Raw genomic sequence first — 10094 nt, 5'->3', positions numbered from 1 at the left:
GGCCTGCTCTCCGGCCGTTCGCACCGGGTCTATTCCGGCATCTGCCTGATCACGCCGGGCGGCAAACTGCGCCAGAAGCTGGTCGAGACCCGGGTGCGCTTCAAGCGGCTGCCGCGCGAGGAGATCGACGCCTATGTCGCCTCCGGCGAATGGCGCGGCAAGGCCGGCGGCTATGCCGTGCAAGGCCTCGCCGGCTCCTTCGTCGTCAAGCTGGTCGGCTCCTACACCAACGTCGTCGGCCTGCCGCTCTACGAGACGACGGCCCTGCTTGCCGGCGAGGGCTTCAAGGTGCATGCGAGCTGGCTCACCGCGCGCCCATGAGCCTGGACGACAAGGTCACGCCGCTGCGCCCCCGGCGCCCCTGCCCCGAATGCGGCAAGGCATCGGTGCGCGAGCACTATCCGTTCTGCTCGGCGCGCTGCAAGGACATCGACCTCAATCGCTGGCTGAAGGGCGCCTACGTCATCCCCGGGCGCAACGCAGAGGAAGAAGGCGAAGGGCCGGAGCAAAACCCGGCGCCCAAGGACGAGCCGTAAGCGCACGATATCAGCTGTTTTGCCGCCGTCTTTCGGTGGTTTTCTTTTCCCGGCTGAAATCCGTGCTTAGGCGCTGGACAGGCTGAATTCCCGTGCTATAACCCACGCGCTTTCTAGGGGCGCCGGCGGCGTCTTCAAGAAATCCGGCCTGCGAAATCTCGTTTGCCGGCGAGGCCCAGATAGCTCAGTTGGTAGAGCAGCGGACTGAAAATCCGCGTGTCGGTGGTTCGAATCCGCCTCTGGGCACCATCGCTTTTTTCGCCTCAACAAAATCAGATAGTTAGAGGCCAAAAGTGTCCAGCTTTTTCGCACCACCCTATTTTCTGGACACTTTTGTTCACGGTTCAGATGCCGGATCGTCGTCATCCAGGAGCTTGACGGCGGTCCTCGCGATCACTTTTTGGCGCGCCGCCTTGGTGTAGCGGTTCACCTCTTTCGAGGTCTGGTGTCCGGTCATCGACATGATCTGGTGCTCGGTGGCGCCGCGGTCCGCCATGCGGCTTGACCCCGCCTTGCGGAGGCCGTGGGCGCTGCAGTGTGGGAGACCGGCTTCGTTGCACCGTTTGCGGAACCAGTTACCAAATCCGTTGACGGTGAACGGCTTCCTGAACTCGGTCACCAGGAAGGTGAGATCCCCGCATGGGCTGTTGTCGATGATGCTCTGCAGCTTGGCATGAACCGGGATTTCGAGCGTGACCGCCTTGTGGCGACGGTTCTTCTGCTGGGTGAACTTCAGGACGCCGTTGCGGACGTGCTGCCGGCCGAACAGGACGACATCGCTGCGTCGCTGCAGGGTATAGAGGAGGAGGCCCAGCGCCAGGCGCGCCTTGGTGCCGATCGGGTGGCGCTCCTCGAACTTTTCGACTTCCTCGATCGTCCAGGAGTGGAACCCGTCGCCGGTCGCCTTGAAGTAGGCGATATCACGGGCAGGGTTCGATTGCGCGTGATCGACCGCGGGCTCCATCGCCCACTTAAAGACCTGGCGAATCGCTTTGACGCGGCCATTCCCGGCCTCAGGCAGCTCCGCCTTGCGGTCGCGAAGCATGCGCACCACCTTGGCGGTGAACGCGGCAATCGGCATGTCGCCTACCAACTTGGTCGATTTCGGCTTGATCGGCTCCTCCCAGCAATGCTCGAGGATGCCGCGGCGGACATGCTGCGTCGCCGGATCGAGGTGCTTGAACTCGGCCGAGGCGTAATACTGCTCGCAAAGCCAGCGGAAGGTACCTTTGGCCGCCAACTGCGGTCCGCCCTTGGCCTTCGGCTCAATCTCGCCCCTCAGCGCCTTGTAGTAGACCTCGTTGAATTCGTCGGTGCCGGGAACGCACGGGAGCGGGATCTTCGGCGCCTTACCTCGCCGGAAATAGAATCGGAGGACGCCGTCGGTGCGGTCCTCGACGATATATTTCTGCGCGAATTTCCTGGGCATCAGGTCTCGACGTCCCACTCTCCTCCTCCATCGTCGCTGCCTCCGGGCAGCAAGTCAAATGCGCGTTCCACGGCGCGGCGATCCCAGACGGTGCGGCTGTTGATCGCTTTCGGTCTCGGCATGCGGCCATCCTTGACCATCTCATCGAACAGCGAGGCGCCGACCCCGATGAAAGCGGCGGCCTCGATTCGGCTGAGTCCGATCGGGACAAGGGTTGGTGGAAGGTCGATCTGCCGGCGCGGCATCAGTCGAAGCCCTCCAGCCAGAGCCGGTACAGCTTGTCGATCTCGCGGAAGACCCCGGCGGCCGTCTCATCGTAGTCGAGATCGACGCGGCTCATGATTCCGCACTGGGCCCTCAGCCAGGTCGCGGCGTCGTCGGCCGAGGCCACGGTGACGCCGAATCGCTTGCCGATAAAGGTCCAGAAGCCCTTTTCCCCACAGGCGATCGCGGCGCGCTGCGCGAGCGGGCCGCCTTTGCGCTCTGATTGACCGGAGACCGGCTTTTCGGGAATCCGGTTGACCGAATCCGCTTCTGAGACTTGTGGCTTCTCTGGTGGTGGCAGCTTGAATTCCCCCGCCTCGATCATCGCCAGCAGCTTGTCATGGTCGAAGTCGGCAGGGACCGCGATGGAATGCTTGCCGGCCCATGGCTCGACCAGGTCGACGACGAGGGATTCCTCCTCAACCGTGATCTTCCAGCCCTCGCTCGAGCCAGCGTGCTCCTCACCGATCAGGAGGCCGAGCGCGTCACGCAGCGGAATCTCAAAGCGATGAATGATGGTCGGCGTCATATCCCTGCCGCTCCTTCGGTGGCCTGGCGCTTCGCCCGGGCCCATACGCGCGAGAAGACGAGAAGCGAAGTCAGCGTCTTGACGCGTTTCACCTTGCGCTTAGCGGCCGCCAGCAGCCGGCGCGTCGCGGCCGGGACGGCACGCCAGTGATCATGACAAATCCATTCCTCGGCGATATCGGTCGTGACCGTATAGCCAGCGTCGTAGCCTTCTCGATCGACCGTGACGAGATCTGGCAGCGCGCGCTTGGTGCGCCGGCAATAAGGGATCAGGCAGCGAATGCGATCAGCCACGCCCCCCCCCTATGGTCCATGACTGAGAGTTGCCGGTGATCCCGAAGAGGCTGTCGCCGAGCTCGACGATCTCGCCAGCGGCCTTCAGCCGTTCCGCGATGCCGTCAGCGATCTGCTCCCACGGATCTTCGAACCACCAGACGCGCTGGCTGTCGACGAGCTGCATGTGCAGCATGTCGCCGGCGGTGAGCCTGGCGCGGACGGCGTCGAGCGTCATGCGAGATCACCCCACCGGATCAGCACGCCATCGAAGACCTCGACGCCGGGATGGTTGTCACGCCAGAACGCCCGCATGTCAGCCCATGAGGTGAAGCCGTCACTATGCGCAAACCTCTGCATTGCGGCGTCGGAGAACAGCACGATGCCGTTGATCCTGACCACTCCATGATCAGCAAAGTTGAGCATCACTAGATCGACGCCAATGCACGTCGCCCGACCGATCAGCTTGCATTGCTTCGTCCGCATGCCGGTGTAGAGCTGCAGCTGCTCGCCGGCGCGCGCGTGACGCTTGCGGTCGGCGCGGATGGTCTGCCGTTTAGTCCCAGCCAGGATCGGTGGCGCGAAGTGCGACTTGAAGGAATAGGCGACCATCAGGCTTTTGCAGCCTCCCATGCCCCAATGCAGACCGGCGCTACGGCGCGCGCAAGCTCGCGCATCGCCTCTGCGTATACCCGGATCTCGTATTGCGCATGGGAGTGGCAGCGCAGGTCGAGGAAGCCGAGTAGGTTGCGGAGGTCGACCTTGGCGAACATGTGGCTGTACGTGTTGACCGGCAGCGCGGAGCGAGCGAGCTCGCGAGGCCAGCCTTTGTCGAGCAATTCGCGGTAGAGCGCGAACGCCTGCTCACAGTGCTGGCGCAGCATGGAGACCTCGACGCGGCGGTCGACCAAGGCTTTGCCGTCGGTCTCATCGATGTCGCGCGCCTGCTTGCTTGACGCGGATTGGATGCCGATCTGAGCCGGGTCGGGCACATAGAACTCCTCCGGCAACTCCCGGTATCGCGCCGACAGTTCGTTGTAGGACCAGGTGCGATGCCGGTGCCACTGGCGCAAGACGAAGATCGGCGCCTTGACCTCGAACTGGAATTCCACGGCCTCAAACGGCGAAGTGTGGTGGTTCTTCCAGAGGTAGCGGATCAGCTTGGCGTCGCTGCCCTCGTCCTCGCCGGCGCGCCAGGCGGCGTCATAGCTGACACGCGCAGCGCGCACGACGGACAGGTCAGAGCCCATATGCTCGACAAGACGGACGAAGCCGTGATCGAGAACGTCGATCTTATACATTTTTCTGGTCCAGTTCGATGATGGCGCGCTTCAGATAGTTGGCCTGGTCGAGGGTTTCCTCGTAGGCATGCTGAAGCCAGTCGCGCAGGTTGAGGTCGGTGCGATCGAGCGTGACGCCATACTTGGCGATACCAAGCTCGGAGCGGCGGAGAAGGTCGGCGCGTACGGCCGCGACGACGCCATCGACTTTGGGAGCGTCGGCGCTCATGCAGCCACTCCGATCGACATTTGGGACACGATCTCGGAGCGCGTCGCCCAGCGAAGGTTGGTCTCGACGTTGTCCAGCGTATCGCCGTTGCGGTGTATGACGTCGGCGTTTGGGAATGGCTCAAGGCCTCGGAAGGCCTCACACACCAAGCGGTGAACCTTATGGGTCTTGCCGCGAAAGCCGAACACCCGACGAGGTCGGCTCGCATCTCTGCTTATGGTGCCGTGCCATGCATGGCCGCCGTACGTCCGTAATCCGCCGTAAGGCATTTCCTTGGCGTAAGGGATCACCCGGACGCGCCCGAGGTTGCTTACCTCGATGCCTTCGACCGACGGAGAGAGCTTCCAGATCTCCCCCATCAACGCCACTCCATAGAAAATGGAATTTCGTCGTCTAGTTCTCTGCTCGGCCGCCCCCCACCACCGCCACTGTTGCCGAAGTCGCTCTGCCGGCCGCCGCCGCTGCGCGAGCCGTAGTCATCGTTGCGCTGGCCGCGCCCTTCGTTGCTGTCGCCGCCGCTGTTCTTGGTGTCGAGCATCTGAAGCTCACCACGGAACTTCTGCAGCACGATCTCGGTCGTGTAGCGGTCGTTGCCGGACTGATCCTGCCACTTTCGGGTCTGCAGCTGACCCTCGACGTAGACCTTGGCGCCCTTCTTCAGGTATTGCTCCGCAACCTTGGCGAGCCCGTCGTTGAAGATGACGACGTTGTGCCACTCCGTCTTTTCCTTGCGCTCGCCGGAGTTCTTGTCGCGCCAGCTCTCCGAGGTGGCGACGCGGATGTTGACGACGGGATCGCCGCTGTTGAGGCGGCGGATCTCGGGGTCGGCGCCAAGGTGGCCGATGAGGAATACGCGATTGAGTGAGCCGGCCATCTACTTGTCCTTCCTGTCCTTGGGTTTGCCGACTCTCTGGATGCCGTTTCGGCAGTCGGCGTCGTATTGCTCGGTGGTCCTGGTGGGCGGCGACGGCGTCGCCTTGTCGTCCATCGATGGGGTCACCGGTTCTTTCGGGTCATCGGCCATCACGCACCTTTCTCTTTCAGGGCCTGTTCTCTGGCGTTGTTGAGCTCGGTCATGGCCTCGTGGGAGCCGCCCGGCCGATCAGGATGGCGCTGCGCGGCGAGCCGCTTGAAGCGGCTCTCGATGACGTCATGGGTGATCTGGGGATCGTCCTGCGGCAGGAAATCCATGACCTCGCGCCAACCCTTCTTCGCCGGCGCCGGCAGCGCGGTGAAGCCGCGGAAGGTGGCGCGCACGATGTGGAGGCCACCGTGGCGCATCTCGGTTCGTCTTGCTTCAACGATGTGATGGATCGCCTGGAGGTTATCCTCGACCTTCGGATAGCGGTCGACGGCGATGCAGACTTGCATGCCGTCCCAGACGAACCAGACGGCGACGCCCGAATCGGCGGGGCGCTCGACGCCAAGCGTGACATTGGACGAGATCACCAGGTTGGCGACCTTCTTGCCGCTGTCGCCGGCGAAGCGCTCCAGCGAGCCGCGAACGTTCTTCAACGCGGCGGATAAGCCGGTCTGGAACTTCGAGGCCACCTTGGCGGCAGTCCTCGGCATCGTATCAGGCCAGGTCAGCGGATAGGCTTGGGCTTCCATCACATCACCATCGTTGTCTTGACCGCGCCCCTCGCGAGGAAGGGCGCGATGTCCATCGAGACGTCCTCAGCTCGAAACCAGTTCGAACTTGGTGCCGGCCTTGTCGGCGACGATGGGACCCCTGCCCTTCCGCCCCGCCTCGATGACGGGGACGCCGGTGATCTTGATCTCTTCCCCCTTGGCATTGAGACCGGTGATGGTCAGCGATGCGCTGACGCGCCTCGCCTTCCAATCCGTCAGCTTCTTGATCGTTGCCATTCCAATGCTCCTCATGCTCACCGCCGGCGGGATGCCGGTCGGGATTTCAGCGCTCGTCGTGGATCAACCGCCTCCCGCGTTCGCGATGTTGGTGCAGAACGCGATGCAGCCATCATGCTTGCTGACGTGCATGGCGATCGACGCCAGGGCCACGCAGACGAAGGCGATCGCCCAAAGCTTGTGCTTGCTGGTCATCACATCACCACCGTGATTTTCTCGGCCGCGCGCGTCAGGCCCGTGTAGAGCCAGCGCGCGCGGTCCGTGCTGAAGTTGCTGGATTCGTCGAAGAGGCAGACGGTTTCCCACTGGCTGCCCTGGGCCTTGTGGACCGTGAGCGCGTAGCCGTAGTCGAACTGCTGCAGGCCACTGAGCTCCTTCCACGGCACCTCGTTGCCCTGACCAAGGAAGAACTCTTGGCGGACGCGGATGTCGACAGGCGTCGTCGATTCGAAGTCGAGCGAGGCGACGTGCATGCGAACGCAGTGGTCGTTCAGGTGCCCCCTCCGCCGTTTCAGCATCTCGACGACCTTCCACAGGCCTCCGTTGAAGATGCCCTTATTGCGGTCGTTCTTCAGGCAGACGAGTTGATCATCCGGCTCTGGCAACGGGCTGGCGCGTCCGAGGATCTCGCGCATGCGGGTGTTGTAGGAGGTCCTCGTCTTGTTGAGGCCGACGAGGACCTGGCCGGCCTGCATGACGTGATCCTGGGTGAGCGCGGCGCGCCGGATCACTTCGCTGACGCCGTAGGTGCCGTATTCGAGCCGACCGCCTTCGCGGATCGTGGTCGCCATTCTGACGATCGGGTTTTCCGCAGCCTGCCGGTGGATCTCGGTCAACATCACATCCGGATCGGCGTCGGTGAAGAAGCCGCCGCCCTTGACCGGCGGCAGCTGGGCGGGATCGCCAAGGACCAGGACGGGAACGCCGAACGACAGGATGTCTTTGCCGATCTCCTCGTCGACCATCGAGCATTCGTCGATCACGAACAGCGCGGCATCGGCGAGCTCGTCGACGTCGCGCAGCACGAACTTTTTGACGCCGGTCTCATGATTGAAATCGCCTTCGTAGATCGTTGCGTGGATCGTCATGGCGCCAGCGCAACCGTTCTTGCGCATCACCATGGCGGCCTTGCCGGTGTAGGCCATGTAGAGGACGGCGCCGCGCAGGCCCTCGGCGAAGTGGCGCGCCAGCGTCGTCTTTCCGGTACCGGCGTAGCCGAAGACGCGGAAGACTTGCTTTCTGCTTAGCCCGCTGCCGTACCACGCGGCGACGGCGTCGAGCGCGGCGGCCTGCTGTGGCGACCATGCGCGGATCTCGCTCATGCGCGGCCGACCTCTGGCTTGGGTGCCTTCAGCAGGTAACCCATGCCGGCTTCCGACAGGATTGGGTGACCAGCAGCGCGAAGCTCGCGCACATAACGGTAGATCGTGCGCTCGCTGACATTGACCGCCGCGGCAAGCGTGGCGCCTGTCGTGACCTGGTGGTTGCCGAGCGCGGCGAGGACCTCGCCAGTCTTGTGGGCGCGGAGGCTGGTCATCACTTGACCTCGACGATCATCAGTTTCTCTGGCGGCACCATCTCCGCCAGTTCCGACACCGGGTCGATGCGCTCATGCTGCTCGATCGTCAGCAGCGGGACCGTGATAGTCTCGCCATAGCGCGCCTTCCAGGTCGCCAGCCATTCGCGCCAGTTGTCGCCGTTGACCTGTTCGGCCTCAGCTACGGCGGCCTCAAGCTCGGGGTGCAAAGCGAGGATCACCGGTGTAGCTTCGCGGCCGACGCGCGGCAGCTGATGGGTGTAAAGGCTCTCGCCCGTCATCCACCCGAGGACCTCATAGATGCCCTGCATGTGGTTTTCGGAAACGAGCACGTCGACGACGACGGACAGCACGGCACCTGTTGGGAATGCTTTCTCAGCCATGGTTCTTCCTTCTCCATTGCGTGTAGGCGACCATTGCGGCGCCGAGGGCGTCGTCGATGGTGTCGCCGGTGAATCGGATATCCTGCCAGTCCGTCCAATCACCGCAGCAGATCACCGCGTTGTTGGGCTGGCCGTTGAAATCGGGGTTGTCGCAGAGGATCTCGACGGAGCTGCCTTCATCGGCGCGCAGTTCCTGGATCATGCGCCAGTTGCGGCCATCCTCCAGATATCGGTTGTTCGCCTCGAGCAACTCCTGGACCCGCGCGTTGTGGCGGAGGACGCGCGCCTCCATGTCGTTGAGGAGGTCGGCGGCGACCTTGGGAGCGAAGACGACGCGGTTGATTGTCCATTCCTCCGCCATCAGAACCCCCGCTCCATTTCTTTGCGCCAGGCGTCGGGATCCTGCTCTGGCTGGCGTGCTGACTGCTGCTGCACCGGAGGACGCGCCGTCGCAGGCTCAGACGTCCGCTTCACCCATTCCAGGCGCGCGGTGTGGACGACGTCCTCCTTGTCGGGATCGTTCCTCATGTCCGATTTGTGCAGGATGAAATCGAGATAATCGGTCGGCACTTCGGAAAACGGCACGCCGAAGTGCTTGCCGAAGGGCATCTTGAGCAGGCGAAGCGGGTTCGCTGAGATGTCGACCATGGTCTCGACGGCGAGAACCCGCAGGAGATCAAGGAGGATGTGCGCCGTCGTCCAACTGTCGGGTCCAGCGCGATGCACCGGCTCCATCTGTTTCGCGCCGTCGCCGAGGCCGAGCGCGTACCAGATCGCGCCGTTCTTGTGGCTCTCGAGGTTCGGGTAGACCTCCTTCGCGCATTTGAACGTGCAGATCCCGGGCTTTCCGCTTTTCAGCAGCGGGGCGTCGTAGGAGAGGTTGTGGCACGCGATGAAGTCGGCGCCGGCGGCGATCAGCGCGCGGGCGTCATCCGGCGCCATGCCGTCGGCGACGTCTCCATCGAAGAGGTGATGGGCAGACTTCGCGCCGGGTGTGATCGGCATCCCGGGGTTGACGATGCGCGCATGCGGGCCGCTCTCGATCGCCCAGCCGGTCGGGAAGAGGCGGACGTCGGTCCAGCCGATTTCGACGAGCTCTTTCGGATCGGCGAGCCCCGTAGTCTCGGTGTCGGTGACTCGGATGAGGGTGAAAGGAGCACTCATCTCGCGCTGTACCTGTCCATGTCGTAGTCGCGCTCGGCCTCTGTCCGAGTATCGGTCTTACTCGGCGGCGCAGCACGTTCGAGCGCGGCTTCCAATCGCTGAAGCCAGTCGTCGAGAAACCTCTGATGGCGGTCCAAGGCGCTGTCGATTGAGAAAGCCGCGCTGCGCATGTCCTCGGCGGCGGAGCGCATCGCGCTTCCGGCAGAACGGACATCTTCAGCGCCAATCAAATGCATGTGTTCAGCCACGGGCGAGCCTCCTCGCGCGGGCTGAGGCAATGCGGCGGCTGACCTCACTCCTCAATGCTTCTTCCGCCGCCAACAAGCAGGCGTCGAAGTGATAATAGGGCTGGCATTCGTGGGTTTCGCCATGAGCAAGAGTGGTCTTACCTTGCATCAGCGCCCAACTGGACGAATCGCCGTCATAGTCGATGACGCGTAGCTCAAGGCCAGCTGCGAAATAGGTGCTGATCGCACCCCACCATTTGCTCTCGTGCTTCCATTTGAAGCGGATCATCGGCGCCGGATAGTCGTTGGTGATTATCGTCACCTCGACGCCGCGAGCTGCTGCCTCGGAGAGCGTTGAAATCAGGTCGACCACGA

General features: G+C 63.3%; 23 protein-coding genes and 1 tRNA gene. 3 read left to right on the top strand and 21 right to left on the bottom strand.

Annotation, left to right across the window (positions count from 1 at the left end; translation table 11 throughout):
- The 3 genes from EN742_RS00900 to EN742_RS00890 form a co-directional block, all read left to right on the top strand.
- Positions 1-321 (top strand): Maf family protein (locus tag EN742_RS00900; protein ID WP_189375084.1); only part of this gene is annotated, 321 nt, incomplete at its 5' end.
- Positions 318-536: a DNA gyrase inhibitor YacG gene (gene yacG / locus EN742_RS00895; RefSeq protein WP_126056549.1), complete on the top strand. Its 219-nt coding sequence runs from the start codon at positions 318-320 to the stop codon at positions 534-536. The genes EN742_RS00900 and yacG, both read left to right, overlap by 4 nt.
- A gap of 173 nt (positions 537-709) precedes the next feature.
- Positions 710-785 (top strand) — tRNA-Phe (locus EN742_RS00890).
- A gap of 88 nt (positions 786-873) precedes the next feature.
- Here the strand turns inward: EN742_RS00890 and EN742_RS00885 are convergent.
- From EN742_RS00885 to EN742_RS00795, 21 genes are all read right to left on the bottom strand, one after another.
- Positions 874-1965, bottom strand: a complete 1092-nt coding sequence (locus EN742_RS00885; RefSeq protein WP_128332266.1) for a tyrosine-type recombinase/integrase — start codon at positions 1963-1965, stop codon at positions 874-876.
- Positions 1965-2210 (bottom strand): hypothetical protein, encoded by a 246-nt coding sequence (locus EN742_RS00880; protein WP_128332265.1) that lies wholly within the window; start codon positions 2208-2210, stop codon positions 1965-1967. The genes EN742_RS00885 and EN742_RS00880 overlap by 1 nt, the downstream gene beginning before the upstream one ends.
- Positions 2210-2758 carry a hypothetical protein gene (locus tag EN742_RS00875; RefSeq protein WP_128332264.1) on the bottom strand — a complete coding sequence of 183 codons (549 nt, stop codon included), beginning with the start codon at positions 2756-2758 and terminating at the stop codon, positions 2210-2212. Before EN742_RS00875 ends, EN742_RS00880 begins: the two co-directional genes overlap by 1 nt.
- A complete protein-coding gene (locus EN742_RS00870; protein WP_128332263.1) occupies positions 2755-3051 on the bottom strand; it encodes a hypothetical protein in 297 nt (98 codons plus the stop codon). Before EN742_RS00870 ends, EN742_RS00875 begins: the two co-directional genes overlap by 4 nt.
- Positions 3044-3268, bottom strand: a complete 225-nt coding sequence (locus EN742_RS00865; RefSeq protein WP_128332262.1) for a hypothetical protein — start codon at positions 3266-3268, stop codon at positions 3044-3046. Before EN742_RS00865 ends, EN742_RS00870 begins: the two co-directional genes overlap by 8 nt.
- Entirely contained in the window at positions 3265-3642 is a 378-nt protein-coding gene (locus tag EN742_RS00860; RefSeq protein ID WP_128332261.1) for a hypothetical protein, read from the bottom strand. Before EN742_RS00860 ends, EN742_RS00865 begins: the two co-directional genes overlap by 4 nt.
- Positions 3642-4331 carry an FAD-dependent thymidylate synthase gene (gene thyX, locus EN742_RS00855; protein WP_128332260.1) on the bottom strand — a complete coding sequence of 230 codons (690 nt, stop codon included), beginning with the start codon at positions 4329-4331 and terminating at the stop codon, positions 3642-3644. The genes EN742_RS00860 and thyX overlap by 1 nt, the downstream gene beginning before the upstream one ends.
- The gene (locus EN742_RS00850; protein ID WP_128332259.1) at positions 4324-4539 is read right to left on the bottom strand and encodes a hypothetical protein; all 216 of its coding nucleotides are present in this window, start codon (positions 4537-4539) and stop codon (positions 4324-4326) included. The genes thyX and EN742_RS00850 overlap by 8 nt, the downstream gene beginning before the upstream one ends.
- A complete protein-coding gene (locus EN742_RS00845; protein WP_128332258.1) occupies positions 4536-4898 on the bottom strand; it encodes an HNH endonuclease signature motif containing protein in 363 nt (120 codons plus the stop codon). The genes EN742_RS00850 and EN742_RS00845 overlap by 4 nt, the downstream gene beginning before the upstream one ends.
- Complete coding sequence (gene ssb, locus EN742_RS00840) at positions 4898-5413, bottom strand: single-stranded DNA-binding protein (protein WP_128332257.1); 516 nt, start codon at positions 5411-5413, stop codon at positions 4898-4900. The genes EN742_RS00845 and ssb overlap by 1 nt, the downstream gene beginning before the upstream one ends.
- Positions 5414-5566, bottom strand: coding sequence for a hypothetical protein (locus tag EN742_RS37740; protein WP_189375083.1), 153 nt, complete (start codon positions 5564-5566; stop codon positions 5414-5416).
- Complete coding sequence (locus EN742_RS00835) at positions 5563-6150, bottom strand: J domain-containing protein (protein ID WP_128332269.1); 588 nt, start codon at positions 6148-6150, stop codon at positions 5563-5565. Before EN742_RS00835 ends, EN742_RS37740 begins: the two co-directional genes overlap by 4 nt.
- Before the next feature lie 66 nt (positions 6151-6216).
- Complete coding sequence (locus tag EN742_RS00830; protein WP_128332256.1) at positions 6217-6408, bottom strand: hypothetical protein; 192 nt, start codon at positions 6406-6408, stop codon at positions 6217-6219.
- A 63-nt stretch (positions 6409-6471) separates the two neighbouring features.
- Positions 6472-6603 carry a hypothetical protein gene (locus tag EN742_RS39940; RefSeq protein ID WP_281034923.1) on the bottom strand — a complete coding sequence of 44 codons (132 nt, stop codon included), beginning with the start codon at positions 6601-6603 and terminating at the stop codon, positions 6472-6474.
- Entirely contained in the window at positions 6603-7730 is a 1128-nt protein-coding gene (locus EN742_RS00825) for an AAA family ATPase (protein WP_128332255.1), read from the bottom strand. Before EN742_RS00825 ends, EN742_RS39940 begins: the two co-directional genes overlap by 1 nt.
- Positions 7727-7945 (bottom strand): helix-turn-helix domain-containing protein, encoded by a 219-nt coding sequence (locus tag EN742_RS00820; protein WP_128332254.1) that lies wholly within the window; start codon positions 7943-7945, stop codon positions 7727-7729. The genes EN742_RS00825 and EN742_RS00820 overlap by 4 nt, the downstream gene beginning before the upstream one ends.
- On the bottom strand, positions 7945-8328 hold the full coding sequence (locus EN742_RS00815; RefSeq protein ID WP_128332253.1) for a hypothetical protein: 384 nt from the start codon (positions 8326-8328) through the stop codon (positions 7945-7947). Before EN742_RS00815 ends, EN742_RS00820 begins: the two co-directional genes overlap by 1 nt.
- Entirely contained in the window at positions 8321-8689 is a 369-nt protein-coding gene (locus tag EN742_RS00810; RefSeq protein ID WP_128332252.1) for a hypothetical protein, read from the bottom strand. The genes EN742_RS00815 and EN742_RS00810 overlap by 8 nt, the downstream gene beginning before the upstream one ends.
- Positions 8689-9492: a 3'-5' exonuclease gene (locus EN742_RS00805; protein ID WP_128332251.1), complete on the bottom strand. Its 804-nt coding sequence runs from the start codon at positions 9490-9492 to the stop codon at positions 8689-8691. The genes EN742_RS00810 and EN742_RS00805 overlap by 1 nt, the downstream gene beginning before the upstream one ends.
- Positions 9489-9740, bottom strand: coding sequence for a hypothetical protein (locus EN742_RS00800; protein WP_128332250.1), 252 nt, complete (start codon positions 9738-9740; stop codon positions 9489-9491). The genes EN742_RS00805 and EN742_RS00800 overlap by 4 nt, the downstream gene beginning before the upstream one ends.
- Positions 9733-10092: a hypothetical protein gene (locus EN742_RS00795; RefSeq protein ID WP_128332249.1), complete on the bottom strand. Its 360-nt coding sequence runs from the start codon at positions 10090-10092 to the stop codon at positions 9733-9735. Before EN742_RS00795 ends, EN742_RS00800 begins: the two co-directional genes overlap by 8 nt.
- Positions 10093-10094 lie beyond the last annotated feature (2 nt).

Origin of the sequence: Mesorhizobium sp. M4A.F.Ca.ET.020.02.1.1, from assembly GCF_004022645.1 — a bacterium.
Taxonomy (GTDB): domain Bacteria; phylum Pseudomonadota; class Alphaproteobacteria; order Rhizobiales; family Rhizobiaceae; genus Mesorhizobium.
This window is presented reverse-complemented; position numbering and strand designations above follow the sequence as displayed.

Coding starts and splice junctions, on each gene's coding strand:
- EN742_RS00805 (WP_128332251.1), bottom strand. CDS start 9,492: ATGAGTGCTCCTTTCACCCTCATCCGAGTCACCGACACCGAGACTACG.
- EN742_RS00845 (WP_128332258.1), bottom strand. CDS start 4,898: ATGGGGGAGATCTGGAAGCTCTCTCCGTCGGTCGAAGGCATCGAGGTA.
- EN742_RS00880 (WP_128332265.1), bottom strand. CDS start 2,210: ATGCCGCGCCGGCAGATCGACCTTCCACCAACCCTTGTCCCGATCGGA.
- yacG (WP_126056549.1), top strand. CDS start 318: ATGAGCCTGGACGACAAGGTCACGCCGCTGCGCCCCCGGCGCCCCTGC.
- ssb (WP_128332257.1), bottom strand. CDS start 5,413: ATGGCCGGCTCACTCAATCGCGTATTCCTCATCGGCCACCTTGGCGCC.
- EN742_RS00835 (WP_128332269.1), bottom strand. CDS start 6,150: ATGGAAGCCCAAGCCTATCCGCTGACCTGGCCTGATACGATGCCGAGG.
- EN742_RS00850 (WP_128332259.1), bottom strand. CDS start 4,539: ATGAGCGCCGACGCTCCCAAAGTCGATGGCGTCGTCGCGGCCGTACGC.
- EN742_RS00810 (WP_128332252.1), bottom strand. CDS start 8,689: ATGGCGGAGGAATGGACAATCAACCGCGTCGTCTTCGCTCCCAAGGTC.
- EN742_RS00885 (WP_128332266.1), bottom strand. CDS start 1,965: ATGCCCAGGAAATTCGCGCAGAAATATATCGTCGAGGACCGCACCGAC.
- thyX (WP_128332260.1), bottom strand. CDS start 4,331: ATGTATAAGATCGACGTTCTCGATCACGGCTTCGTCCGTCTTGTCGAG.
- EN742_RS00815 (WP_128332253.1), bottom strand. CDS start 8,328: ATGGCTGAGAAAGCATTCCCAACAGGTGCCGTGCTGTCCGTCGTCGTC.
- EN742_RS00875 (WP_128332264.1), bottom strand. CDS start 2,758: ATGACGCCGACCATCATTCATCGCTTTGAGATTCCGCTGCGTGACGCG.
- EN742_RS00865 (WP_128332262.1), bottom strand. CDS start 3,268: ATGACGCTCGACGCCGTCCGCGCCAGGCTCACCGCCGGCGACATGCTG.
- EN742_RS39940 (WP_281034923.1), bottom strand. CDS start 6,603: ATGACCAGCAAGCACAAGCTTTGGGCGATCGCCTTCGTCTGCGTGGCC.
- EN742_RS00820 (WP_128332254.1), bottom strand. CDS start 7,945: ATGACCAGCCTCCGCGCCCACAAGACTGGCGAGGTCCTCGCCGCGCTC.
- EN742_RS00830 (WP_128332256.1), bottom strand. CDS start 6,408: ATGGCAACGATCAAGAAGCTGACGGATTGGAAGGCGAGGCGCGTCAGC.
- EN742_RS00825 (WP_128332255.1), bottom strand. CDS start 7,730: ATGAGCGAGATCCGCGCATGGTCGCCACAGCAGGCCGCCGCGCTCGAC.
- EN742_RS00860 (WP_128332261.1), bottom strand. CDS start 3,642: ATGGTCGCCTATTCCTTCAAGTCGCACTTCGCGCCACCGATCCTGGCT.